Source organism: Polynucleobacter sp. MG-27-Goln-C1 (genome assembly GCF_018881905.1).
Classification (GTDB): Bacteria; Pseudomonadota; Gammaproteobacteria; order Burkholderiales; family Burkholderiaceae; genus Polynucleobacter.
The window spans coordinates 595354-620157 of record NZ_JACVPM010000001.1 but is presented as its reverse complement, the minus strand read 5'-3'; the positions used below and the strand labels follow the sequence as shown (position 1 = coordinate 620157).

The 24804-nt window shown below is 46.5% G+C and carries 21 protein-coding genes and 2 tRNA genes; 21 read left to right on the top strand and 2 right to left on the bottom strand.

Annotation, left to right across the window (positions count from 1 at the left end; translation table 11 throughout):
- The first annotated feature begins 10 nt into the window (after positions 1-10).
- On the top strand, positions 11-1168 hold the full coding sequence (locus ICN14_RS03175) for an MFS transporter (protein WP_216224728.1): 1158 nt from the start codon (positions 11-13) through the stop codon (positions 1166-1168).
- A 22-nt stretch (positions 1169-1190) separates the two neighbouring features.
- On the opposite strand, the gene ICN14_RS03170 is transcribed toward ICN14_RS03175, so the two are convergent.
- Positions 1191-2861, bottom strand: a complete 1671-nt coding sequence (locus tag ICN14_RS03170) for an electron transfer flavoprotein-ubiquinone oxidoreductase (protein WP_216224727.1) — start codon at positions 2859-2861, stop codon at positions 1191-1193.
- 206 nt (positions 2862-3067) lie between these two features.
- Between ICN14_RS03170 and ICN14_RS03165 the strand changes: the two genes are divergently transcribed.
- The 16 genes from ICN14_RS03165 to ICN14_RS03090 all read left to right on the top strand — a co-directional run bounded on the left by ICN14_RS03165 (position 3068) and on the right by ICN14_RS03090 (position 17091).
- Complete coding sequence (locus tag ICN14_RS03165; RefSeq protein WP_216224726.1) at positions 3068-3766, top strand: CoA transferase subunit A; 699 nt, start codon at positions 3068-3070, stop codon at positions 3764-3766.
- Positions 3767-3816: 50 nt separating this feature from the next.
- The gene (locus ICN14_RS03160) at positions 3817-4467 is read left to right on the top strand and encodes a CoA transferase subunit B (RefSeq protein WP_216224725.1); all 651 of its coding nucleotides are present in this window, start codon (positions 3817-3819) and stop codon (positions 4465-4467) included.
- A gap of 65 nt (positions 4468-4532) precedes the next feature.
- Positions 4533-6353 carry an alpha/beta fold hydrolase gene (locus ICN14_RS10420; RefSeq protein WP_216224724.1) on the top strand — a complete coding sequence of 607 codons (1821 nt, stop codon included), beginning with the start codon at positions 4533-4535 and terminating at the stop codon, positions 6351-6353.
- Positions 6354-6368: 15 nt separating this feature from the next.
- Complete coding sequence (locus ICN14_RS03150) at positions 6369-8405, top strand: bifunctional (p)ppGpp synthetase/guanosine-3',5'-bis(diphosphate) 3'-pyrophosphohydrolase (protein ID WP_216224722.1); 2037 nt, start codon at positions 6369-6371, stop codon at positions 8403-8405.
- A gap of 18 nt (positions 8406-8423) precedes the next feature.
- Positions 8424-8500, top strand: a tRNA-Val gene (locus ICN14_RS03145).
- A 113-nt stretch (positions 8501-8613) separates the two neighbouring features.
- On the top strand, positions 8614-10536 hold the full coding sequence (gene thrS / locus ICN14_RS03140) for a threonine--tRNA ligase (RefSeq protein WP_216224720.1): 1923 nt from the start codon (positions 8614-8616) through the stop codon (positions 10534-10536).
- Positions 10537-10578: 42 nt separating this feature from the next.
- The gene (infC, locus tag ICN14_RS03135) at positions 10579-11103 is read left to right on the top strand and encodes a translation initiation factor IF-3 (protein ID WP_088527465.1); all 525 of its coding nucleotides are present in this window, start codon (positions 10579-10581) and stop codon (positions 11101-11103) included.
- A 127-nt stretch (positions 11104-11230) separates the two neighbouring features.
- Positions 11231-11428, top strand: a complete 198-nt coding sequence (gene rpmI, locus ICN14_RS03130) for a 50S ribosomal protein L35 (RefSeq protein WP_046330084.1) — start codon at positions 11231-11233, stop codon at positions 11426-11428.
- Between the two features lie 25 nt (positions 11429-11453).
- On the top strand, positions 11454-11819 hold the full coding sequence (gene rplT / locus ICN14_RS03125; protein ID WP_015421011.1) for a 50S ribosomal protein L20: 366 nt from the start codon (positions 11454-11456) through the stop codon (positions 11817-11819).
- Positions 11820-11848: 29 nt separating this feature from the next.
- On the top strand, positions 11849-12895 hold the full coding sequence (gene pheS / locus ICN14_RS03120) for a phenylalanine--tRNA ligase subunit alpha (protein WP_216224718.1): 1047 nt from the start codon (positions 11849-11851) through the stop codon (positions 12893-12895).
- 31 nt (positions 12896-12926) lie between these two features.
- Positions 12927-15386 (top strand): phenylalanine--tRNA ligase subunit beta, encoded by a 2460-nt coding sequence (gene pheT, locus ICN14_RS03115; RefSeq protein ID WP_216224716.1) that lies wholly within the window; start codon positions 12927-12929, stop codon positions 15384-15386.
- Positions 15387-15426: 40 nt separating this feature from the next.
- A complete protein-coding gene (locus ICN14_RS03110; protein ID WP_216224714.1) occupies positions 15427-15750 on the top strand; it encodes an integration host factor subunit alpha in 324 nt (107 codons plus the stop codon).
- Entirely contained in the window at positions 15728-16078 is a 351-nt protein-coding gene (locus ICN14_RS03105; protein WP_114691335.1) for a MerR family transcriptional regulator, read from the top strand. Before ICN14_RS03110 ends, ICN14_RS03105 begins: the two co-directional genes overlap by 23 nt.
- A 25-nt stretch (positions 16079-16103) precedes the next feature.
- Positions 16104-16180: transfer RNA gene (locus ICN14_RS03100), tRNA-Pro, on the top strand.
- A gap of 22 nt (positions 16181-16202) precedes the next feature.
- Positions 16203-16604 (top strand): PaaI family thioesterase, encoded by a 402-nt coding sequence (locus ICN14_RS03095; protein WP_216224713.1) that lies wholly within the window; start codon positions 16203-16205, stop codon positions 16602-16604.
- A gap of 202 nt (positions 16605-16806) precedes the next feature.
- A complete protein-coding gene (locus ICN14_RS03090; RefSeq protein ID WP_015421017.1) occupies positions 16807-17091 on the top strand; it encodes an H-NS family nucleoid-associated regulatory protein in 285 nt (94 codons plus the stop codon).
- A gap of 89 nt (positions 17092-17180) precedes the next feature.
- Here ICN14_RS03090 and ICN14_RS03085 read toward each other — a convergent pair whose 3' ends face one another.
- Positions 17181-17882, bottom strand: a complete 702-nt coding sequence (locus tag ICN14_RS03085) for an excisionase family DNA-binding protein (RefSeq protein WP_216224711.1) — start codon at positions 17880-17882, stop codon at positions 17181-17183.
- Between the two features lie 297 nt (positions 17883-18179).
- Between ICN14_RS03085 and ICN14_RS03080 the strand changes: the two genes are divergently transcribed.
- The 4 genes from ICN14_RS03080 to zapE are packed head-to-tail and all read left to right on the top strand — an operon-like array spanning position 18180 to position 24800.
- Positions 18180-21035, top strand: a complete 2856-nt coding sequence (locus ICN14_RS03080; protein ID WP_216224709.1) for a 2-oxoglutarate dehydrogenase E1 component — start codon at positions 18180-18182, stop codon at positions 21033-21035.
- A gap of 43 nt (positions 21036-21078) precedes the next feature.
- Positions 21079-22248, top strand: coding sequence for a 2-oxoglutarate dehydrogenase complex dihydrolipoyllysine-residue succinyltransferase (gene odhB, locus ICN14_RS03075; RefSeq protein ID WP_216224707.1), 1170 nt, complete (start codon positions 21079-21081; stop codon positions 22246-22248).
- A gap of 11 nt (positions 22249-22259) precedes the next feature.
- The gene (gene lpdA / locus ICN14_RS03070; RefSeq protein ID WP_216224706.1) at positions 22260-23696 is read left to right on the top strand and encodes a dihydrolipoyl dehydrogenase; all 1437 of its coding nucleotides are present in this window, start codon (positions 22260-22262) and stop codon (positions 23694-23696) included.
- Positions 23697-24800, top strand: a complete 1104-nt coding sequence (gene zapE / locus ICN14_RS03065) for a cell division protein ZapE (protein ID WP_216224703.1) — start codon at positions 23697-23699, stop codon at positions 24798-24800.
- Positions 24801-24804: the final 4 nt, after the last annotated feature.

The window sequence follows — 24804 nt, the reverse complement described above, 5'->3', positions numbered from 1 at the left end:
GTAAAAGAAAATGACACCTTCAGTGCGTTGGGCCTTCGGGTCCTTTTTCTTTTTATATTTTGCTTACGTTGGCTTAGTTTCTCCCTACGCCAGCCTCTTTTTTCTCGATCGTGGCTTTAGCGTTATTGAGATCGCAGTCTTAATGTCTATGCTGCAAATTACGCGAATAGTGGGCCCATTCTCTTGGGGGTGGTTATCTGACTATCTGTCTAATCGTATCGGGATCATTCGCTTTTGCGCCTGCCTAGCGGCAGTGACTTTCTTATGCATCTTTTTTCTGCAAAGCTACATTGCATTCTTCATTTGGATGTTTGTGCTGCACACTATCCTCAGTAGTTTGATGCCATTAGGTGAGTCGGCTACAGTGCATGCTTTATTTAAAGATAATTCATTTGATAAGCGCTATGGGCGTTTGCGTCTATGGGGCTCAATTGGTTTTATAGCCATGGTCTTATTTGCCGGTGAATTATTTCAGCGTAAAGGTATTGAGCTCTATCCCATAGTGGGCGCGGTGATTCTGACCTTCTTGGCATTAGTTACCTTTCGCTTGCATGAGCCCAAGATGGAGCGTCGCAAGATGGTCAAGGGCGAACTCCTGATTGTTTTATTTAATCCCGATGTGCGCTGGTTCTTGCTCTCCGGATTTTTTATGATCTTTGCGCATGCTGCTTTGTATGTGTTCTATTCACTTTACTTAGCTGACCTAGGTTATGACAAGTTCCAGATCGGTTTGTTCTGGGCCTTAGGCGTTGGGGCAGAGGTGATCTTCTTCTATTTCCAAAGCAAAGTGTTAAGTCGCCTTGATGCCGAAGTCATTTTGCAGATTGCCTTTGGTATTGGTGTGTTCCGCTTTATCTTGATTGCATTCTTCCCGGTGACCTGGGTACTGATTCTGGCTCAGCTAATGCATGCTGGTACTTTTGGGGCTCACCATAGTGCAGCTACCAAATTACTTCAACGCTGGTTTACTGGCCCACTGCAGGCGCGAGGCCAGGCATTGATGGCAACGGTATCTTATGGCTTAGGTGGAACGCTAGGTGGTTTGGTTGCGGGCTGGCTCTGGGAGGCAACTCAGCCACGCAATGTGTTCGTAATGGCCGCCTTGGCCTGTGGTCTAGCGGGTATGGCGATTGGGAAACTGCGTCCTCGTCACTACACGGCTAGATAACAAGCGCTGAAAATAACGATCTTTACATTGACCCATAGTTAGGGCCACCGCCACCTTCAGGGGTAATCCAAACAATGTTTTGACTTGGGTCCTTGATATCGCAAGTCTTGCAGTGCACGCAGTTTTGCGAATTAATTTGCAAATGCGCTTGACCATCCTTTTCTACATATTCATACACACCAGCAGGGCAGTAACGTTGCTCTGGTCCTGCATAGGTTTTGAGATTCAAGCTCACTGGTACCGATGCATCTTTTAAGGTGAGATGGATGGGTTGATTCTCGGCATGATTCGTATTGGAGATAAATACGGATGAGAGGCGGTCAAACGTAATCTTGCCATCGGGCTTTGGATAATCGATTGGTTGATGCTGCGCCGCTGGTTCAAGGCACTCATGATCTGCATGCTTTAAATGAATTGTCCAAGGCATATTGCCGCCCAAAAGTTTTTGTTCAAGGCCAACCATGAGGGTGCCTAAATACAAACCTTTTGACATCCACGGCTTAAAGTTGCGAGCCTGACTTAACTCAGTATGGAGCCAGCTATTTTTGAACGCGCTTGCATACGCAGCCAATACATCAGCAGAGCGATTCTCAGCAAGTGCGGCAACAGCAGCTTCAGCAGCGAGCATGCCGGTCTTAATGGCTGCATGACTTCCTTTGATGCGGGATGCATTTAAGAAGCCTGCATCACAACCGATCAATGCGCCACCCGGAAAAACAGTTTTAGGTAGGCTATTTAAGCCACCCGCTGTCAATGCACGTGCGCCATAGGCCAGGCGTTTTCCACCTTCAAAAGTCTCACGAATCTTTGGATGCAACTTATAGCGCTGGAACTCTTCAAACGGCGAGAGGTAAGGGTTCTTATACGAAAGGCCCACCACTAAGCCAACAGCAACTTTATTGTCACCCAAGTGATACAAGAATGAGCCGCCATAGGTCTCACTCTCTAATGGCCAGCCAGCGGTATGAACCACTAGCCCAGGTTTACTCTTAGAAGGTTCGACTTCCCATAACTCTTTAATGCCAATGCCGTAGCTTTGTGGATCAGCATCTTTATCCAGCGCAAACTTGGCAATGAGTTGCTTGCCTAAGTGGCCACGTGAACCTTCGGCGAACAGAGTGTACTTGGCACGCAATTCCATGCCGAGTTGAAATTGATCAGTGGGTTGACCTTCTTTATCCAGACCCATTGCACCAGTAATAACGCCACAAACTGCACCTTGCTCGTTGTACAGAATTTCTGCAGCTGGAAATCCCGGGAAAATTTCTACACCGAGATTCTCAGCTTGCTGACCTAGCCAGCGAGTCACATTGGCTAAGCTAACAATGTAGTTACCTTCATTCTTAAAGCAGTGGGGCAGCATCCAATTCGGAACTTGGAATGAACTCTCTTTAGTCAGAAACAAAAACTGATCTTGGCTGACTTCGGTATCGAGAGGTGCGCCCAGCTCCTTCCAGTTAGGAAAGAGTTCGGTCAGTGCCTTGGGATCCATGACTGCGCCAGAAAGGATGTGCGCACCGATTTCAGATCCCTTTTCGAGAACGCAAACGCTAATCTCTTTGCCAGATTCGTTAGCTAACTGTTTTGCTTTAATAGCTGCAGATAAGCCTGCCGGGCCGCCACCTACGATAACTAGGTCGTAATCCATCGATTCTCTAGGGCCAAACTGTTCGAGTAATTCCTGGGCAGTCATTTGATTTCTCCGGCGGTACTTATAAATAGGGTGCTTAAGGTATTTGGGGTGTTTTAAGCATTTCTGCTAATTAAATAGCCCCAAATCACACCTATAGTTTAGTTCTAAGCCAGAAAAACCAGGTTGGTGCCCAATGCTTATAGGCTTGAGAGGCTAAGGCGTTATGATTGCTTTTTTACCCTTTTTGGCAATATTAGGACGAATTTATGAATAAGACTTACCCATCAGCTGTAGATGCCTTACGGGATATCTTGAAGGATGGCCAGAAGCTCGCCGTTGGCGGTTTTGGTTTGTGCGGTATTCCTGAAGCCTTGATTCAAGCGGTTAAGGATCTTGGTGCGCAAAATCTTACAGCGATTGCTAATAATGCTGGGGTAGATGGCTTTGGCTTGGGTTTGCTATTGAACTCAAGGCAAGTAAAGAAGATGGTCGCATCTTATGTGGGTGAGAACAAAGAGTTTGAGCGTCAGTTTTTGGCTGGCGAGCTTGAGTTGGAATTTACTCCGCAAGGAACCTTGGCAGAAAAGTTGCGTGCAGGCGGTTGCGGTATTCCGGCTTTCTACACCAAAACAGGTGTGGGCACTTTAGTTGCTGAAGGTAAGGAAGAAAAAGAATTCGACGGTGAGCGCTACATCATGGAGCGTTCAATCATTTCAGACATTTCTCTAGTGAAAGCATGGAAAGCCGATAAATCTGGCAATCTGGTGTATCGCTATACGGCTCGTAACTTCAATCCGGTTGTTGCAATGGCGGGGAAGATTACTGTTGCTGAGGTGGAAGAGATTGTGGAGAACGGTGAGTTAGATCCAGATCAGATTCATACGCCAGGTATCTATGTGCATCGTTTAGTGCTCAACACTGAGCCTGAGAAGCGTATTGAGCAGCGCACCTTATCAAAGGCTTAACTACCAATAGTTAAGCCTATACACCGTACAGAATATTTAGGAAGATCGATATGCCTTGGAATAGAGAAGAAATGGCGGCACGTGCTGCTAAAGAGCTAAAAGATGGTTACTACGTGAACTTGGGTATTGGCATGCCAACCCTGGTTGCAAACTATGTACCAAAAGATATGGAAGTATGGCTTCAATCTGAAAATGGTTTATTGGGTATCGGCCCATTCCCAACTGAAGAAACAATTGATGCTGATTTGATTAATGCTGGTAAGCAAACGATTACTACTTTGCCAGGCTCATCAATCTTTTCTTCTGCAGATTCATTTGGAATGATTCGTGGTGGAAAAATCAATATCGCGATTTTGGGTGCGATGCAGGTAAGTGAGCATGGCGACTTGGCGAACTGGATGATTCCAGGCAAGATGGTTAAAGGTATGGGCGGCGCAATGGATTTGGTTGCCGGCGTGAAGCATGTAGTTGTCCTAATGGAGCATGTCGCTAAGAAGAAAGATGGCACAGAAGAAATCAAGATCTTGCCGAAATGCACTTTGCCATTGACTGGGGTAGGCGTAATTAGTCGCATCATCACTGACCTTTGCGTCCTTGATATCACTCCTAAGGGCTTGAAGTTGGTCGAGTTGGTTCCAGGCGTATCTAAGGAACACGTTGTGTCTAAAACAGGTGCCCCTGTCGATACATCAGGTTTCTAACCTTTTTCATCGGATAGTGAAATAATGGGGTCAATGACCCCATTTCTATTTCTAAAGAGCCTTTTATGAGCGCTGTAGATCATTCGCTTCATGCACATAAGCAAGGTGATGCTAAGCATTCCCATGCCAAACAGGTCTCTAATCAAAGCCTCCTTCTCATTGCCTTAGTTCTGACATTAGGTTTTTCTGGGGTAGAGGGTGCGGCAGCGTATTTTGCGAATTCATTAGCATTGATATCGGATGCAGGTCACATGGTGACGGATGCAGCCGCATTAGGCTTGGCCTTATTAGCCCAAATTATTTCTCGTCGTCCGCCATCACCTAAACATTCTTTTGGCTTTGGACGCGCAGAAGCATTAGCCGCCTTTGTAAATAGCATTGCAATGTTGGCCTTAGTAGTTTGGATTATGGTTGAGGCAGTTAGTCGATTTTATGATCCACATAAGGTTGATGGATTAACGGTGACCGTGGTAGCTGCTATTGGCCTACTAATGAATATTGTCGTGGCATGGGTACTTTCGCGCGATAAGAAGAGTGTCAACACGCGTGCCGCATTGGTTCATGTAATGGGCGATCTATTGGGCTCTGTAGCTGCCTTGATTGCTGGTATCGTGATTCAGCTAACTGGCTGGATGCCAATTGATGCCATTCTTTCTATTCTGGTTTCACTGTTGATTTTGAAGTCTACTGTTTCCATCTTGCGCGAGTCCTACCACTTCTTGATGGAGGGTGTACCGCTACATATTGACTATCTACAAGTAGGTAGTGATCTTAAAAAAGTTCCAGGTGTATTGGCTGTTCATGATTTACATGTTTGGGAAATGACGCCTAGCTTTCCAGCTTTGATTGGCCATATTGAAATCGAACAGATGAATGAGTGGCCAGATATCATGACGCGCATCAATGCGATGCTATTGGACAAACATGGTATTGATCATGTCACTCTGCAGCCTGAAATTGCCGGTATGACAGATGAGCATACCCATGATGAGCATTTGAATGAGGATATTAAAAAGCCGAATGTAACTCATCATGGTGATACCTTCTTCGTTGCTTGCACCAGCCCTGATGGCCCGCATCGTATGGCTTATCACGCCTGGGGAAATCCAAATAATCCAAAGGTATTAGTTTGTGTTCATGGCTTAACTCGTAGAGGTAGTGATTTCAAAACCCTAGCCGAGGCGATGAGCAATGATTACTACGTCGTCTGTCCTGACGTGGTCGGTCGGGGCGATTCTGATCGTCTCAAGAATCCAATGTTGTATGCCGTGCCGCAATACGTAGCAGATATGGCAAGCTTGATTAATCAACTTGGCGTTGCACAGGTAGATTGGTTTGGAACCTCTATGGGTGGTTTGATTGGTATGGTTTATGCCTCGATGCCCAAGAATCCAATCCGTCGCATGTTAATTAACGATGTTGGTCCACGGATAGAACCGGAGGCAATTAAGCGCTTAGGTTCTTACGTCGGTCAATCATTCACTTTTACTAATCGTGCCGATGCCTTGCAACGCTTAAATGAGATCTGCGCTTCGTTTGGTAGTCATACGCCCGATGAGTGGGAAATTTATAACGGGCCGATGCTAGTTCAAAAGGATGGTCTCTGGGCCATGCACTATGACCCGGATATTTCTGTGCCGTTTGCTTCGGTAAATCCGATTATGGCAAAGGCAGGAGAGATGGCTATGTGGCACGCCTTCAAACAAATCCATATTCCAATGCTGGTTGTGCGTGGTGGTGAATCGGATTTGCTTTCCGCTAAAACCGTAGCGGAGATGTGTAGGGTCAATCCTTATATTCGGAGTATTGAAATTCCAGGGGTAGGGCATGCACCTGCTTTTGTGAAGTCAGAACAAGTTGCTCTAGCAAAAGAATTCTTTAGTTAAGGACCTTAGACGCCCATGTCCAATGTTGGCAATGCATCTGAGAGCGTTAAAATTGTTGATGGCTGGTATGGTGAGCCCTCAGAAAATCATGCCGCTGGCGTTCTCAGCATTCTTAAGCAGCTTCATCTTGATGAGGCTACGCTAACCGCCGCAACTAATATTGCGCGTACCCATGGCAAAGAAGCGCTGACTAAGCTCATAGGTGATGAGTCAGCCAAGCTCCTAATTGGATACCGTGGCCTCAGGCAGGCCCAAGCTAAGCTAGTTCGCAATGATGGTGGTCTAAGCATTTCTGGGCAAGAGGAAATGCTTAGAAAGATGTTGCTCGCCTTTGGCGATGACTTACGCGTCGTTCTCATCTATCTTGCTTCTCGCCTGCAAACGCTGCGTTGGGTTGCTCAAGAAAAGTTGGAGATGCCAAAAGCTTGGGCGCAAGAGATTCTGAATATTGACGCCTCATTGGCGAATCGTCTGGGTATTTGGCAAATGAAATGGGAGATGGAGGACTTGGCGTTTCGAGTTCTTTCTCCTGAGGTCTACCGCGACATCGCTAAGATGTTGGATGGTAAGCGTATTGAACGTGAATCTTTTATTGAGCAGATTGTCAGAAAGCTCAAAGAAGAATTAAATGCCGCTCATATTCAAGGTGAGGTCCAGGGTCGCCCAAAGCACATCTACAGTATTTGGAAAAAGATGCAAGGTAAGTCACTCGACTTTGCCAATCTCTATGATGTCAGAGCATTTAGAGTTCTAGTTGAGGACGTTAAATCTTGCTACGCTATTTTAGGAATAGTGCATAACGTTTGGCAGCCTGTTCCACGAGAGTTCGATGATTACATCGCTAGGCCTAAACCCAACGGCTATCAATCTTTGCATACCGTAGTGATGGACGAGCACGGCACTGCATTTGAAATTCAGGTGCGCACCAATGAAATGCATCAACAAGCTGAGTATGGTTTGGCTGCACACTGGCGTTATAAAGAGGGCGCTTATATTGGTGTTGCTACTCCGCCAAAAAATAAACCCGCTTCTAGTGCTCCGGCCACACCAAACCCGAATCATCAAACTGGCACCCATAGTGCAGCAGTAGCCTATGAGCGTCAGATTGCTTGGGCAAGGCAGCTCATCTCCTGGAAAGAAGATGCTTGGGAGCAGCTGAAGCACCATGAGATTGATGACCATATTTATGTTCTCACTCCGCTGGGTAAAGTCATTTCATTAGAGAAGGGTTCATCGCCCATCGACTTTGCATATGCCGTTCATACTGACCTGGGTCATCGCTGTCGTGGCGCTCGAGTAGACGGTGCGATGGTGCCTTTGGATACGCCTTTGCAGAACGGCCAGACAATTGAAATCATTGCGGTAAAGCATGGCGGCCCATCCCGCGATTGGATAAGCCCTAACCGCAACTACTTGCGCTCACAGCGTGCCCGCACTCGTGTGCGCACTTGGTTTAATGCCTTGGATGATGAAGAGGCAGGTGCCAAGTCTTCTGAAGTTAAGGCTGAGCAAAAGCCAGAGGCCAAGGCAACCGTTCCGGCTCCGGAAATTATTCTCAAGCAAAGCACTCGTAAGCAGGGTCAAGCGGGCGATGTTTTGGTTGTTGGGGTAGATTCATTGCTGACACAGTTGGCGCGATGCTGTAGACCGGTGCCACCGGATGCGATTGCCGGTTTTGTGACTCAGGGACGTGGCGTATCTATACACAGGCGATCCTGTAAAACTTTCAGAGGTCTTTTGGAGCGAGCTCCAGAGCGCGTTATTCAGACTGCTTGGAATGCAGCTTCTGCAGAAGCTTTACCTACGGGTGACGCAAAACGGGTATTTCCGGCTGATTTAGCAGTAACTGGCCTAGATCGCCCTGAGCTCATGCGCGAGTTATTTGAAATCCTGACAAGGCAGGGCGTTCACGTCATTGACTTGCGTAAATCTGCTAAGCGCGGCCTTGCTCAAATCCTGTTGACTGTGGAAATTAAAGACTCAGAAGCCTTGCGTTTAGTTCAAAACAGTCTCGAAGAGGTCAAAGGGGTGACCCAAGTGCGCCGCCGGTGATAAACTCTATGGCTATATAGGCTCGTAGCTCAGCTGGTTAGAGCACCACCTTGACATGGTGGGGGTCGTTGGTTCGAGTCCAATCGAGCCTACCAACGAATAAAGACCCAAAAGTGCGCGGTTGCCGAAAAGCTGCCGCGCTTTCTTTTTGGTGGATGTTATGTAGTACATCAGTCAATCGACTGAATCTTAATAAGATGGGGTGGTCATGCTTGTAGTTACTCTGCCAGATGGATCTAAACGTGAGTTTGATGCTCCCGTTCGCGTTCTCGATGTTGCTCAAAGCATTGGTAGCGGTCTTGCCAAAGCCGCCCTCGGTGGCATTGTCGACGGCAAGATGGTTGATGCTAGCTTTGTTATCGACAAAGATAGTCAACTAGCCATCATTACCGATAAAAGCCCTGAAGCTCTCGAGATTGTCCGCCACTCCACAGCGCACTTGTTGGCCTATGCCGTTAAAGAACTCTTCCCAGAAGCGCAAGTCACCATCGGCCCAGTCATCGAAAACGGTTTCTATTACGACTTCTCCTTTCATCGCGCATTCACTCCAGAAGACTTGGTAGCGATTGAAAAGAAAATGGCTGAGCTGGTTAAAAAAGATGAGCCAGTAATTCGTACAGTGATGCCTCGTGATGAAGCGGTGAAGTTTTTTAAAGATCAAGGCGAAAACTACAAGGCAGAAATTATTTCTAGCATTCCGCAAGGCGAGGATGTGTCTTTGTATGCCGAAGGTAAGTTCACCGACTTATGTCGTGGACCACACGTTCCGTCGACTGGCAAGCTCAAGGTATTTAAGCTTCTGAGCGTTGCTGGCGCTTACTGGCGTGGCGATAGTAAGAATGAGATGTTGCAGCGTATCTACGGCACAGCTTGGTTGAAAAAAGAAGATCAAGATGCGCATTTGCATATGCTTGAAGAGGCTGAGAAGCGCGACCATCGTCGCCTGGGTAAGTTCTTGGACTTATTTCACTTTCAACCTGAAGCGCCTGGTTTAATTTTCTGGCATCCAAAAGGCTGGTCAATCTGGCAAGAAGTTGAGCAATACATGCGTCGCGTTTATCAGCGCGAAGGTTATCAAGAAGTGAAGGCTCCACAAATTCTCGATCGTGGATTGTGGGAGAAGTCTGGTCACTGGGATAACTACAAAGAAAATATGTTTACGACCGAGTCAGAGAATCGTGCTTATGCATTAAAGCCGATGAACTGCCCAGGACACGTTCAGATTTTTAACTCAGGCTTACATAGTTATCGTGAGTTGCCATTGCGTTACGGCGAGTTCGGTCAATGTCACCGTAATGAACCATCGGGTGCATTGCATGGTCTGATGCGTGTGCGTGGTTTCACACAGGATGATGGCCATATTTTCTGTACCGAAGATCAGATTCAGTCAGAAGTGGCAGCATTTGATAAAGCGGTTCGCGACGTCTATAAAGATTTTGGATTTACCGAGGTAGCTGTCAAGTTAGCCTTACGCCCAGCAAAGCGCGTTGGCGATGATGCAATTTGGGATAAAGCCGAGGCTGCCTTGCGCGGCGCCTTGACTGCTTCAGGCCAAGAATGGGAAGAATTGCCAGGCGAGGGTGCTTTTTACGGCCCCAAGATCGAATACCACCTCAAGGACTCCATTGGACGTACTTGGCAGTGCGGCACGATTCAGGTCGATTTCTCGATGCCAGCTCGTCTGGGTGCGGAATATGTCACCGAAGAGAACACCCGTAAGGCTCCAGTGATGCTTCACAGGGCAATTGTGGGCTCTTTAGAGCGTTTTATTGGCATTTTGATTGAAAACCATGCCGGAAACATGCCAGTTTGGCTTGCCCCCACACAGGCTGTAGTCCTCAATATTTCCGACAATTCCGCTGCATACGCACAAAAAGTCCAGCAATCTCTGAAAAAACAAGGGTTTAGAGTCGAATCGGATTTGCGGAATGAGAAAATTACGTATAAAATACGCGAGCACGCATTACAGAAGCTCCCATTTTTGTTAGTTGTAGGGGATAAAGAAGCAGAAAGTAATTCGGTGGCCGTTCGTGCCCGTGGCGGAGTGGATTTAGGCGTAATGCCTCTTGATGCCTTCGTTGCCCGACTCCAGCAGGATATTTCCCAGAAAGTCGGACCCGAGCCTAGCTAGGGGTGGAATGGTTTTTATTGTTTTTTTAAAGGAATTAAGAAGATCGCTACTGATAAATCGCAGCGCATAAACCGGGAGATTACTGCTCCTGAAGTGCGTCTGATTGGACTGGATGGAGAACCCATCGGTGTAGTTAAGTTGAGTGAAGCCCTGGCTTTGGCAGAAGAGAAAGAGACCGATTTGGTTGAAATTGCTCCGACGGCTGTGCCACCTGTAGTCCGTATCATGGACTTCGGCAAATTCAAGTACCAAGAAGCCAAACGTTTGCATGAAGCTAAGCTCAAGCAAAAAGTGATTCAGGTGAAGGAAGTTAAATTCCGTCCCGGCACAGACGATGGTGACTATGGTGTGAAGCTACGCAATCTAATCCGCTTTTTAGAAGATGGCGATAAGACAAAGATTACGCTGCGGTTTCGGGGTCGTGAAATGGCCCACCAAGAAATCGGAGTCAGAATGTTGGAGCGTTTGAAGTCAGACCTGATTGAGTTTGGTCAAGTAGAACAGTTTCCAAAGATGGAAGGCCGCCAGATGGTGATGGTATTGGCCCCCATTCGTAAGGCTAAGTAACTAGGTTCTACCTGGTTCTTATGTAGGGAGGCGCTGAAAAGCGCTGGTAGTGAGAAGTGCTTCTAGGTACAGGAAGCGTAACCGTCGGTTACCACCTATGTTGCACATGCAGAAGAAGGGGTGCTTTATGCCCAAGATGAAGAGCAAGAGTAGCGCTAAAAAGCGCTTCACGGTTCGCGCAGGCGGAACGATCAAACGAGGTCAGGCTTTCAAACGCCACATCCTCACCAAGAAGACCACAAAGAATAAGCGTCACCTACGTGGTACTACCGAAGTTGCGAAGGCAGACGTTAAGTCAATTCGCTCCATGCTTCCATACGCTTAACCTCAGACTAGATTAGGAGAAATAAATGCCAAGAGTCAAACGTGGGGTTACAGCAAGAGCCCGTCATAAGAAAATCACCGATGCCGCAACAGGCTATCGTGGACGTCGTAAAAACGTATTCCGTATTGCTAAGCAAGCAGTTATGCGTGCTGGTCAGTATGCATATCGTGACCGTCGCAATAAGAAACGTGTATTCCGCGCATTGTGGATTGCTCGTATCAACGCGGCAGTTCGTCAGCATGACATGACCTATAGCGTATTCATGAATGGTATGAAGAAAGCTGCGATCGAACTCGACCGCAAAGTACTTTCTGATATGGCCATTGCTGACAAAGCGGCTTTCGCTGCTTTGGTTACTCGGATCAAATCCGTAGTAAGCGCTGCAGCTTAATTCTTAGTTTATTTAATAACTAAGCTGCAATGGTTTCTCTCGACCACATTGTCGAGGATGCTAAACGTGATTTCCTCGGAGCTGCCGATGCGGCAGCTCTAGAGGACGCGAAAGCCAAGTATCTCGGTAAGTCAGGTGTTCTCACTGAGCGTTTAAAAGCGCTTGGTGGAATGTCGCCTGATGAGCGCAAGAGTGCTGGCGCCCAAATTAATCAAATCAAAACCCAAGTAGAAGCTGCATTACAAGAGCGTCGCCAAGCATTGGCTGATGCGGTATTGCTGCAACGTCTTGCGGCAGAGTCTATTGACGTTTCTTTGCCTGGTCGTGGCCAAGCTGTAGGTAGTTTGCATCCTGTGATGCGTACCTGGGAACGCGTTGAAGTGATCTTCCGCTCTATTGGTTTTGATGTAGCAGATGGCCCTGAAATTGAAACCGATTGGTTTAATTTCACCGCCTTAAATAGTCCTGAGAATCATCCTGCACGTTCAATGCAAGACACCTTCTATATCGATGGTAAAGACTCCAATGGAAAGCCTTTATTATTGCGCACCCATACCAGCCCGATTCAGGTTCGTTATGCGAGTGAGCATGTAAAGAAATATGCCCATGCTGATGTGATGCCACCAATTAAAGTGATTGCACCAGGCAGAACGTATCGTGTTGATAGCGATGCAACCCATTCGCCGATGTTTCATCAGGTTGAAGGCTTGTGGATTGCTGAGAGTGTTTCCTTTGCTGATCTCAAGGGTGTGTACACCGATTTCTTAAGAACCTTTTTTGAGACGAATGAATTGCAAGTTCGTTTCCGTCCATCGTATTTCCCATTCACTGAGCCTTCAGCTGAAATTGATATGGCCTTCGGTAGCGGCAAGTTAGCCGGTCGCTGGTTAGAGATTTCAGGGGCAGGGCAGGTGCATCCCAATGTATTGCGCAATATGGGCATTGATCCAGAGCGCTATACCGGTTTTGCTTTTGGCTCTGGCTTAGAGCGCTTGACGATGTTGCGTTATGGCGTTGATGATTTACGTCTTTTCTTTGAGAACGATCTCCGTTTCTTAGCGCAATTTCCGGCTTAATCCGCCAACCTTCTAATAGTAGATAGCGCATATGCAATTTTCTGAATCTTGGTTACGCCAATATGTAAATCCTTCATTGGATAGCAATGCTTTAGGTCATGCAATGACTATGGCCGGCCTTGAGGTCGAAGAGCAGCATTCAGTAGCGCCTGCATTTACAAAGATTGTCATCGCACAAATTCTTTCGGCTGAGCAGCATCCTGATGCAGACCGCTTACGTGTTTGTAAAGTTGATGCTGGCACTGGCCAAGAATTGCAAATTGTTTGTGGTGCACCAAACGCGCGCGCTGGCATCAAAATTCCTTGCGCTATGGTTGGTGCAGAGTTGCCGCCAGCTGAAGCGGGTGGCAAACCATTCATGATCAAAGTAGGTAAGTTACGTGGTGTAGAAAGCCAAGGCATGTTGTGCTCCGGTCGCGAGCTTGGTTTGGGTGATGATCACGAAGGCATTTTGGAGTTACCTGCGGATGCGCCAGTTGGTGAAGATATTCGTCAGTATTTAAATCTGGATGATCAGATTTTTGTAATTAAGTTGACACCTAACAAAGCAGATTGTTTGTCTTTGATAGGCATGGCGCGTGAAGTGTCCGCCATTACTGGTGCCGCATTGTGCGCATCTAAGTGGACCCCTGTAGATGTCTCCATACAAGACAAGCTAAAAGTTAGCATTGAAAACCCTGATCTTTGTGGTCGTTTTGCTGGACGCGTGATTCGCGGTGTTAACCCAAAAGCAAAAACGCCAGATTGGATCGTGGAACGTTTATCTCGTGCCGGTCAGCGAAGTATTTCTCCTTTAGTTGATTTGTCTAACTACGTTATGTTGGAGATGGGTCAGCCGACTCATGTGTTTGACATTGATAAGTTACATGGTGACTTATCTGTTCGTTGGGCAAAGTCAGGCGAAAGTCTAGAGCTATTAAATGGCCAAACAGTCACCTTGCAAGGTCCTGATTCTGCAGGCAAGCTTCAAGAGGCTGGTGTAGTTGCTGATCAAGCCGGGCCAGTAGCTTTGGCTGGGATCATGGGCGGTAATCATTGCGCAGTAACTGACGACACTAAAAATATTTATGTTGAAGCGGCTTATTGGCAGCCTTCAGCAATTCAGGGTCGTGCTCGTCGCTTTAATTTCAGTACGGATGCAGCACATCGCTTTGAGCGTGGTGTAGATCCACAAAATACCGCTAACTGCTTAGAGTATTTAACGGCTCTGATTGTTGAGGTATGCGGTGGTCAAGTTGGCTCAATTGATGATCAAGTATTGGCTATTCCTGAGCGTAAGCCAGTGAGCATGCGTTTGGCTCGTGCCATGAAAGTCATTGGCATTCCACTATCTGCTGAAATTGTTGCTGATGTATTTAAACGTCTAGGCTTTGAATTCAAGCAAGAAGCGGGTGATGTGTTTGTCGTGACTCCGCCAAGCTATCGCTTTGATATTGAAATTGAAGAAGATTTAATCGAAGAAGTCGCACGCATGTACGGCTTCGAAAATATTCCTGATGTGCCGCCTATTTCTTCTTTGAAGATGAGCGCTAAGGCTGAAGGAAAGCGTGGAGTGCATTTATTGCGCCAACGTTTAGCTCTACAGGGGTATCAAGAGGCAGTGAATTTTGGATTTACTGATCTTGAAAGTGAGCAACGTTTAGCTGCCGCTACTGAAAAAGATTTAATTGCCGTACTCAATCCAATTGCTAGTCAGTATGGCGTGATGCGTAGCAATCTATGGGGTGGTTTATTAGGCAATCTCAAGTCAAACCTAAATCGCGGCGCTGGCCGGGTTCGTTTATTTGAGACTGGTCGTGTATTTAAGCGTGATGCGAGCGTTCAAGAAGAAGCTGGCAAGGTAGCTGGTTTCCATCAGCCACAGCAAGTTGGCGGTTTAGCTTATGGATCATTTGTCCCTGAGCAATGGGCGAGTGTAGATCGTGCAGTGGATTTCTTTGATGTGAAGGGGGATCTGGAGCGTGTGCTCGATCCCTTGCATTTCACAACTGAGGCTGCAGTTCACCCTGCGTTGCATCCTGGTCGTAGCGCACGGATTCAGCTAGTAACGTCAACCGGTAAACAAAATATTGGATGGATTGGCGAATTACACCCAGGCTTGCAGCAGGCATATGAATTGCCTCAGGCTCCAGTGCTGTTTGAAATGGATTTAGAGGTCATTCGCAATCTTGGTATTCCGCAACCAGAAGAGTTAAGTAAATTCCCGGCTGTACAGCGTGATCTAGCAGTGGTCGTAAAGCAGGCTGTTTCTGCGCAAGCTTTGCTCGATGCAATGAACGCTAAAAAGCAGAACTTTGTAAAGGCGATTGAGCTCTTTGATGAGTTCAAGCCAAAAGCCGGCTCTAGTAGTATGGGTGACGATGAGAAGAGCTTGGCTTTCCGCGTTACCTTATTGAATCCACAGGAAACCCTGCAGGATGCACAAATTGAAGCGGTTATGACGGCTTTATTGTCATCGCTTGAGAAAAATTGCGCAGCTCGTCTGCGCTAGGTTTAATATTAGCAAAAGCTATTACAAAGAGACTTCCGCCATGAATGATTTAGTTAGCAACGATACCGTTACCAAGAATGAGCTCTCGGAAGCTCTCTTTGATCAAGTTGGCCTGAACAAGCGCGAAGCAAAAGACATGATTGATGCCTTCTTTGATCGCATTGGACAGTCTTTAGAAACTGGCGTAGAGGTAAAGATTTCTGGATTTGGTAATTTCCAATTGCGCAATAAGTCTGCGCGTCCAGGTCGTAACCCTAAGACTGGTGAAATGATCCCGATTGCAGCCCGTCGTGTTGTCACATTTCACGCAAGTCAAAAGCTCAAAGACGTAGTTGAGTCACATGCTCGAGAAAACAGTATTTGATACTGGGTCGGCGCTGCTCAGTTCGCAGCTCCCCCCGATTCCCGCAAAGCGTTACTTCACTATCGGCGAGGTATCAGACCTGTGCGGCGTTCGCTCCCACGTACTCCGTTATTGGGAACAAGAATTTTCACAGCTAAGCCCTCAAAAGCGTCGAGGTAATCGTCGTTACTATCAACATCATGAAGTCGTCTTAATCCGCAAGATTAGGGCGCTTTTGTATGAAGAAGGCTTCACCATTAGTGGTGCCAGAAATCGCCTTGATGAGGCTCGTGGTGAGCTTCGCTTGCGTGATGAGTTGCAGGCTGTTCTGCAAATTCTCTCTAAATAGTTACTGATACAATTTTGCTTCTCGTCGGGGCGTAGCGCAGCCTGGTAGCGTACATGCATGGGGTGCATGTGGTCGGAGGTTCAAATCCTCTCGCCCCGACCATCCATTCAATTTCAAATTTCCTATGTCATCCAGCTCAAACGATACAACTTACTTTGGCTTAACCATTCCTTTCTTGGCTCACTTGGGAGTTGTTCCTGAGTATGCCGAAGGCGGAAAATCACGCATTAGTTTGGTCATTAAGCCGGAGTTTGAGAATAGCTTTCATATTGCACACGGTGGAGTAGTCATGACTCTGTTGGATTTTGCAATGGGGGCAGCAGCTCGCAGCACGATTGATCAGCCCCTTGGCGCCATGACAATTGATATGAGTGTGAGCTTCTTGCGTCCCAGCGTCGGCAAAATCGTAGTTGAGGGAAGCGTTTTAAAGTCAGGGAAAACCATTAATTACTGTGAAGCAGTAGTTTTAAATGAGGCTGGTGAGGTTACTGCTAAATCCAGCGGTACATTTATGCTGCGAAGGTAGGGCATATTTATCTATTATAAATATAGTATTTATAATGATTATGTTAATTATTCGCTATAAATACCCTAATTAGCTTATTTCTAAGGGGTTATTAGCTGTATTGAATATATATTCCGATTTATTAATATTTGTATATAATGACCATTCAAGAATAGCCAATCCTTGGTTATTCCATAAAATTAATATTCGGAGAAATTAATACATGTCTTCTTATAAAGAGCTTTTAGCCCAACGCGAATTGCTGGATAAGCAGATTAAAGAGGCGGTTTTGCGTGAAAAGGCTGATGGCATTGCTAAAGCCAAACTCATCATTGAACAATACGATTTAACGGCATCAGACTTATTTAGTCGTAAGGCTGGTGCGCGTAGCTCTAGTGGTAAGGTTGCTCCTAAGTACCGTAATCCATCCACTGGTGATACTTGGACTGGTCGCGGTAAGGCTCCAAAATGGATCGAAGGAAGAGATCGCAGTAATTTCCTGATCTAATCTATTGATTTAAATAGATTTATTGTTTTAAAAAGGCCGCTCAGTGCAAATTGAGCGGCCTTTAACTTTAGGTTGGCAGCCCCAAGTCTCTAGGCACACTTTCTATTGAGGGCCTGGATGAATAGAGGCTCCAACAGTTCATGGCGGTTTTTATCTCCTAACGCAGTCTCAAGCTCTGGATTAGTGGCTGGATAGCCAATAATGAGGGGATTTTGGTCAATTAAGCCATTTTCAAGCTCTTCTTGGAGGGCTTCTGGGTATTGGGACCTCACGCCAACGGTATTTTCATCCGCCAGGCCCATTACCCCGGGATGTAGACGTACAAATCCCTCATCCACTAGGATAGGAATGCGCTGTGTGTCCTTGTTTTTACTCAGATAATGGATTAAATGAACCTGCTCAACGGGGGGAATTAAGGCGTCGAGAAATATCAAGTCGGGGGATATTGAAACTGCCTTCATCAGCCCCTCCAGGCTGTCAACGGATACCTCCATATCTACCTTTAATTGCCAGGATTGAATGGATTCAATGAGTTCATGGCTATTTTCAATTCTTCTGAATATGCCCATGGCAATACAGTTTTGAGTGGTTTTCTGCCTCATGGCTCTTTTACGACGGGCAAGTTGCTGATCTAAGGAGCTTGCCAGAATGCGACGGTGACCTCCGCGGGTCTTCCAGGCGATTAATTCACCTAATTCAACCATTTTCTGGACGGTACCAAGTGATACTTGTAATACTTTTGCGCTTTGACGAGTGCTTAGATATTCCAATTCTGGGGTAATTACTTTCATATATCCTTAATCTCATTAATTCATTTGAAGATTTAGAGAATACGAATCAAATCTGAGGGAATCTGTCAGGAGCGGTTTAAATCTGAGTAGGAAAATTCTTATTCGGGGTCCAAAAGGGTAAATACCCCTTAAACCCTCAAGATCAGGGAAAGCCCTTTATGAATCAATGGGTAATCGTGTTAAATTAGCATCGTTGTAACAGAATTCGCACAGATCAATTCGCAAAGCGGTTTAGCCGTAGAGCGAATGGTTTTAACCACAGTTTTTATTCGGGAAACCCGATGAAAGGTGAGCATCATGATGCAGGATCAAAGAGATAATTCCTATCTCTTCGGCGGTAACGCACCCTACGTAGAGGAACTCTACGAATCCTACTTGCACGATCCAGCTTCCGTAGCTGATCACTGGCGAGACTATTTTGATAATGTGAAGCAAATTCCAGCGGTCGATGGTTCATCTAGAACTGATATTGCCCATGGACCTATTGTTGCTTCCTTTGCTGAGCGCGCGAAGCAAGGTCCCATCCGCACAGTGTCTGATTCTGCTGACTCTGCCATGGGCCGCAAGCGTGTAGCTGTTCAACAATTGATAGCGGCGTATCGTAACGTCGGTAATCGCTGGGCAGATATTGATCCATTGAAGCGCACAGAGCGTCCGGATATTCCTGAATTAGATCCTGCTTTTTATGGCTTTACTGACGGCGATATGGATATCGTCTTCAATACCAGTAATACTTTCTTCGGCAAGAACGAAATGACCTTGCGTGATTTATTGCAAGCATTGCGTGAAACCTACTGCGGCACTCTCGGTGCTGAGTACATGTTTATCGCTGATCAAAAAATTAAAAAGTGGTGGCAAGAGAAATTAGAGTCCATCCGCTCAACCCCACATTTCAATGTGGATCAAAAGCGCCATATCCTCGATCGTGTCACAGCTGCAGAGGGTTTAGAGCGCTACCTCCAGGCTAAATATGTTGGTCAAAAACGTTTCTCTCTTGAGGGTGGTGAAAGCTTCATCGCCTGTATGGATGAGTTGATCCGTGAGGCGGGCGCCAAAGGTGTTCAAGAAATCGTAATCGGCATGGCCCACCGTGGTCGTTTAAACGTGCTTGTAAATACTTTAGGCAAGATGCCTACCGATTTATTTGCTGAGTTTGAGCACAAGGGTCCAGAAACGCTTCCTGCTGGTGACGTGAAGTATCACCAAGGTTTCTCGAGTGACATTTCTACTCCAGCCGGTCCAGTTCATTTGTCATTGGCATTTAACCCATCACATCTAGAAATCGTGAACCCAGTTGTAGAGGGCTCTGCACGTGCCCGTATGGAGCGTCGCGGAGATGTATTGGGTGAGCAGGTATTGCCAGTATTGGTTCACGGTGATGCGGCAATTGCAGGTCAAGGCGTAATGCAAGAGACTCTGGCGATGGCTGAAGTTCGCGGCTATTCCACTGGTGGCACGATTCACATTGTGATTAACAACCAAATTGGTTTCACCACATCTGATCCACGCGATTTACGTTCAAGCTTGTATTGCACCGACATCATGAAGGTGATTGATGCACCGGTATTGCACGTCAACGGTGATGATCCTGAGGCAGTGGTGTTGGCGACGAAGCTGGCAGTAGAGTTCCGCAGCCAGTTCCATAAAGACGTTGCGATAGATATTGTTTGTTTCCGAAAACTCGGTCATAACGAGCAAGACTCTCCAGCAATGACACAGCCTTTGATGTACAAAATCATTGCCGCTCATCCTGGCACACGTAAGCACTATGCCGATAAGTTAGAGGCTCAAGGTGTATTGCCTGCAGGCACTGGTGATTTGATGGTCAAGGAATACCGTGCTGCGATGGATGAAGGTAAGCAAACTTCTGATCCGGTATTGAGCAACTTCAAAGGCAAATTCGCAGTGGATTGGTCTCCATTCTTAAATAAGAAATGGACTGATGAGGCCGATACCGCTATTCCATTAACTGAATGGAAGCGCTTGGCAGAGAGAGTTTCTACAGTTCGCGAGGGTTTCCAGGTTCACCCACTGGTCGAGAAGGTATTAAAAGATCGCGCAGCTATGGGTCGTGGCGAAACTAATATTGATTGGGGTATGGGGGAGCATATGGCTTTCGCCTCTCTTGTTGCCAGTGGATATCCAGTTAGGTTGTCCGGTGAGGATAGCGGACGCGGTACCTTTACCCACCGTCATGCAGTTCTTCATAATCAAAGCCGCGAGAAATGGGATGAAGGGGTATACATTCCCCTGCGACATATTGCAAAAGATCAAGCTCCATTCCTGGTCATTGACTCCATCCTGTCTGAAGAGGCTGTGCTTGGTTTTGAATACGGTTATGCCGCTGCTGAACCAAACACCTTAACAATCTGGGAAGCACAGTTCGGTGACTTCGCAAACGGTGCTCAAGTGGTGATTGACCAATTTATCGCTTCGGGCGAAGTGAAGTGGGGTCGTGCAAACGGCTTAGTCATGATGTTGCCTCACGGTTATGAAGGCCAAGGTCCGGAGCATTCATCTGCACGTTTAGAGCGCTTTATGCAGTTATGTGCTGATACCAATATGCAGGTCATTCAGCCAACGACTGCAGCACAGATTTTCCACGTATTGCGCCGTCAAATGATTCGTCAGTTCCGCAAACCGCTGATCTTGATGACGCCAAAATCATTGCTACGTAATAAAGAAGCTGCTTCACCATTAACTGAATTCACAAAGGGTGGTTTCCAAACCATCCTGCCTGAGCGCGATGAGTCTATTGATGGCAAGAAGGTAACGCGTTTGGTGATGTGTTCAGGCAAGGTCTATTATGACTTAGCTAAAGCACGTACCGAGAAGAAAATAGATGACGTTGCCATTATTCGCTTGGAGCAGTTATATCCGTTCCCGCATAAAGCATTGAGCGCTGAGTTGAAGAAGTATCCGAATCTGCAAGAGGTTGTGTGGTGTCAAGATGAGCCACAAAACCAAGGCGCTTGGTTCTTTGTCCAGCACAATATTCTGGAGAACATGTCAGAAGGTACGAAGTTGGCATATGCAGGCCGTCCTGCATCAGCTTCACCTGCTTGTGGATATGCTCACCTCCATCAAGAACAACAGAAGTCTCTCCTTACTGCAGCATTCGCAAAACTAAAGGGTTATGTCATTACGAAGTAATCGTAGACGTCACTCAATATACAAACACTAAATAGGATTAATCATGGCTATTTTTGAAGTTAAAGTTCCCCAACTCTCCGAGTCAGTAGCAGAAGCTACTTTGTTGCAATGGAAAAAGAAAGTCGGCGATGCTGTCGGTCAAGATGAGATCTTGATTGAAATTGAAACTGACAAAGTGGTGTTGGAAGTTCCAGCGCCATCTGCTGGCGTCCTGACAGAGATCATAGTTGCTGACGGCGGTACTGTAGTGGCTGAGCAATTGATCGCAAAGATTGATAGCGCCGCTGTTGCCACTTCCGCTCCTGCAGCCGCCGCTGCTCCAGCACCTGCGGCAGCTCCAGCCCCAGCTGCTGCACCTTCCGCAGCAAAAATCCTCGCAGAGAAAAATATCGATGCTGGTCAAGTTGCTGGCTCCGGACGTGATGGTCGCATTACTAAGGGTGATGCATTAAACGCTTCTGCCGGTGGATCGACTTCTGCTGCTTTGCCAAGTGCACCAATTCCAATGGGTGATCGCCCAGAAGAGCGCGTACCAATGAGCCGCTTACGTGCTCGTATTGCTGAGCGTTTGCTTGAGTCTCAAGCAAACAATGCCATCTTGACTACCTTCAATGAAGTCAACATGGCTCCAGTAATCGCTATGCGTAACAAGTACAAAGACCAGTTTGAGAAAGTTCATGGCGTGAAATTAGGCTTCATGTCTTTCTTCGTGAAGGCTGCTACTCATGCTCTCAAGAAATTCCCATTGCTGAATGCATCAGTTGATGGCAACGATATTGTGTACCACGGTTACTTTGATATCGGTATTGCAGTGAGCTCACCACGCGGTTTGGTAGTTCCAATTTTGCGTGATGTTGACCAAATGAATTTGGCTGATATCGAGAAGAAGATTGCCGAGTTTGGTGTTAAGGCGCGCGAAGGTAAATTGTCATTAGAAGATTTAACTGGTGGTACATTCTCTATCTCTAATGGTGGCGTATTTGGTTCGATGCTTTCTACTCCAATTATTAATCCTCCACAGTCTGCAATCTTAGGTATTCATGCAACTAAAGAGCGTGCAGTGGTTGAGAATGGTCAAATCGTAATTCGTCCAATTAACTACTTAGCTTTGTCATATGACCATCGCATCATTGATGGACGCGAGGCTGTGCTTGGTTTGGTAGCCATGAAGGATGCGCTGGAAGATCCTTCACGTCTTCTCCTTGATTTGTAAGAGAGAAGAACATGAGCCAATCTTTTGACGTATTAGTTATCGGTGGTGGCCCTGGTGGCTACATCGCCGCAATCCGTGCAGCCCAATTAGGATTTAAAGTTGCTTGCGCTGAATCGAATGCTTATGACGATCCAAAAGGCGAGATTCGCTTAGGTGGAACCTGCTTGAACGTCGGCTGTATTCCTTCCAAAGCGTTGCTTGCCTCTTCTGAAGAGTTTGAGAAGATTAGTCATCACGTTGCTGACCATGGAATCACCGTAGGATCAGTAAAGCTCGACTCCGGCAAGATGATCGCTCGTAAGGATGCGATTGTGACGAAGATGACAGCTGGTATTCAGTTCTTGTTCCGTAAAAATAAAATTACCCTTCTAAAAGGACATGCTTCTTTTGAAGGTAAGGGTGCCGATGGCTATCAAGTCAAGATCGACGGTAAAGACAAAGAAGTGGTGACTGCTAAAAATGTGATCATTGCTACTGGATCTAAGGCGCGTCATTTGCCAGGCATTCCTGTCGATAATGAGTTGATTAGCGATAACGAAGGTGGCCTGAAGTTTGATTCCATTCCGAAGAAGTTGGGCGTTATTGGTGCAGGTGTAATCGGCTTGGAATTGGGTTCTGTTTGGCGCCGTGTTGGCTCTGATGTAACTATTCTTGAAGCGCTCCCAACTTTCTTGGGTGCTTGCGATCAGGGTATTGCAAAAGAAGCGCACAAGATTTTTACTAAGCAAGGCCTCAAAATCAATATGGGCGTCAAGATTGGTGAAGTTAAAGCTGATAAGAAAGGTGTTGTTGTTAACTACACCGATAGCGAAGGCAAGGCTCAGAAATTAGAGTGCGATCGCTTGATCGTTTCTGTTGGTCGCGTTCCCAATACAGAAAAATTAGGCCTCGATAAGATTGGTCTCAAAGTGGATGAGCGTGGCTTTATTCCAATTGATGATCACACTTGTGCAACATCAGCTCCTGGTGTCTATGCCGTGGGTGATGTTGTTCGTGGACCTATGTTGGCGCATAAAGCTGAAGATGAAGGCGTATTGGTTGCTGAAACTATCGCCGGTCAAAAGCCGCACATTGATTACAACTGCATCCCTTGGGTTATCTATACCGATCCAGAAATTGCTTGGGTTGGTAAAACCGAAGAGCAGCTCAAACAGGCTGGCATTGCTTACAAAGCTGGTCAGTTCCCATTTGCCGCTAACGGTCGTGCATTAGGCATGGATCGTGCTGATGGTTTTGTAAAAGTTTTGGCCGATGAAAAAACCGATGAAATCCTTGGTGTTCATATTATTGGACCTAATGCTTCTGACTTAATTGCTGAAGCAGCCGTAGCAATGGAATTTAAAGCGGCAGCTGAAGATATTGCCCGTATCTGTCACCCACATCCAAGCCTGTCGGAAGTGGTTCGCGAAGCAGCATTAGCGACGGATAAACGTGCATTAAACATGTAATTGAAAGCATTAGAGTATTACCATCAAGAGTTAAAGGCGCGCGGGTATCAAAGTGATCCCGCGCAGCTTGCTGCTATTGAGCGCTTGCAGCGCTGTGAAGATGAGTGGATTGCTTATAAAGAAATCCGTAGCAGTGGCTTAAAAAAGAAATTCTTTAAACCGAAATTACCCCGTGGTGTGTATCTTTGGGGTGGAGTAGGTCGTGGCAAATCCTTCTTAATGGATTGCTTCTATGCAGCATCCCCCCTAGAAAAAAAGATCCGCATTCATTTTCATGAGTTCATGCGCGAGGTGCATCGCGAACTTCATGAGCTTTCAGGCATGGCGGATCCATTAGATGAGCTTTCTAAAAGAATTGCTAAGCGATATCGTTTGATCTGCTTTGATGAGTTTCATATCAATGACATCGCAGATGCCATGATTTTGTATCGCTTGCTGAGCGCGCTTTTTGAGGATCGCGTGCAGTTTATTATGACTTCAAATTATCAGCCGAGTCAGCTTTATCCTAACGGCTTGCATCGTGATCGCTTATTGCCAGCCATTAAGTTGTTAGAACAGCAGCTCGATGTGATGAACGTCGATGCAGGGAATGACTATCGGCGAGTTCAGATGGCTCAAGTTGAGGCTTACCTCACACCAGTGAATGCCGCGTCTCATTCAGTCTTGATGCAAATGTTTCAGTCTCTAATTGGCAACCAAAAAGAAACTGTTCGCCCAGTATTACGGATTGAATCTCGAGAGCTAAGACCTCTTCACATGGCTGAAGGTATTGTTTGGTTTGATTTCCAAACGCTATGCTGCGGCCCAAGGTCTCAAAATGACTATTTGGAGATTGCTAATCAGTTCCATACAGTGATTTTGTCCGGCGTGCCTTATATGCCCCCCAGAATGACCAATGAAGCCCGTCGCTTTATTTGGCTGATTGACGTCCTATATGACCATAAAATCAAATTAATCATCTCTGCAGAGGTTCCTGCGGTAGATTTATATACTGAGGGTCAAATTACCAGCGAGTTCTCTAGAACGGTTTCTCGCTTGATTGAGATGCAATCCCGCGACTACCTAGATGCACCTCGCCGGGTAATTGATACCAGCTTGACCTAAAATA

Excerpts from the sequence above, each read along its gene's own strand:
- ICN14_RS10420 (WP_216224724.1), top strand. The coding sequence starts at position 4,533 with ATGAGCGCTGTAGATCATTCGCTTCATGCACATAAGCAAGGTGATGCT.
- ICN14_RS03095 (WP_216224713.1), top strand. The coding sequence starts at position 16,203 with ATGTCATCCAGCTCAAACGATACAACTTACTTTGGCTTAACCATTCCT.
- rpmI (WP_046330084.1), top strand. The coding sequence starts at position 11,231 with ATGCCCAAGATGAAGAGCAAGAGTAGCGCTAAAAAGCGCTTCACGGTT.
- ICN14_RS03170 (WP_216224727.1), bottom strand. The coding sequence starts at position 2,861 with ATGACTGCCCAGGAATTACTCGAACAGTTTGGCCCTAGAGAATCGATG.
- ICN14_RS03110 (WP_216224714.1), top strand. The coding sequence starts at position 15,427 with ATGAATGATTTAGTTAGCAACGATACCGTTACCAAGAATGAGCTCTCG.
- ICN14_RS03105 (WP_114691335.1), top strand. The coding sequence starts at position 15,728 with ATGCTCGAGAAAACAGTATTTGATACTGGGTCGGCGCTGCTCAGTTCG.
- ICN14_RS03090 (WP_015421017.1), top strand. The coding sequence starts at position 16,807 with ATGTCTTCTTATAAAGAGCTTTTAGCCCAACGCGAATTGCTGGATAAG.
- ICN14_RS03175 (WP_216224728.1), top strand. The coding sequence starts at position 11 with ATGACACCTTCAGTGCGTTGGGCCTTCGGGTCCTTTTTCTTTTTATAT.
- thrS (WP_216224720.1), top strand. The coding sequence starts at position 8,614 with ATGCTTGTAGTTACTCTGCCAGATGGATCTAAACGTGAGTTTGATGCT.
- odhB (WP_216224707.1), top strand. The coding sequence starts at position 21,079 with ATGGCTATTTTTGAAGTTAAAGTTCCCCAACTCTCCGAGTCAGTAGCA.
- rplT (WP_015421011.1), top strand. The coding sequence starts at position 11,454 with ATGCCAAGAGTCAAACGTGGGGTTACAGCAAGAGCCCGTCATAAGAAA.
- ICN14_RS03080 (WP_216224709.1), top strand. The coding sequence starts at position 18,180 with ATGATGCAGGATCAAAGAGATAATTCCTATCTCTTCGGCGGTAACGCA.
- pheS (WP_216224718.1), top strand. The coding sequence starts at position 11,849 with ATGGTTTCTCTCGACCACATTGTCGAGGATGCTAAACGTGATTTCCTC.
- pheT (WP_216224716.1), top strand. The coding sequence starts at position 12,927 with ATGCAATTTTCTGAATCTTGGTTACGCCAATATGTAAATCCTTCATTG.
- ICN14_RS03165 (WP_216224726.1), top strand. The coding sequence starts at position 3,068 with ATGAATAAGACTTACCCATCAGCTGTAGATGCCTTACGGGATATCTTG.
- ICN14_RS03085 (WP_216224711.1), bottom strand. The coding sequence starts at position 17,882 with ATGAAAGTAATTACCCCAGAATTGGAATATCTAAGCACTCGTCAAAGC.
- lpdA (WP_216224706.1), top strand. The coding sequence starts at position 22,260 with ATGAGCCAATCTTTTGACGTATTAGTTATCGGTGGTGGCCCTGGTGGC.
- ICN14_RS03160 (WP_216224725.1), top strand. The coding sequence starts at position 3,817 with ATGCCTTGGAATAGAGAAGAAATGGCGGCACGTGCTGCTAAAGAGCTA.
- ICN14_RS03150 (WP_216224722.1), top strand. The coding sequence starts at position 6,369 with ATGTCCAATGTTGGCAATGCATCTGAGAGCGTTAAAATTGTTGATGGC.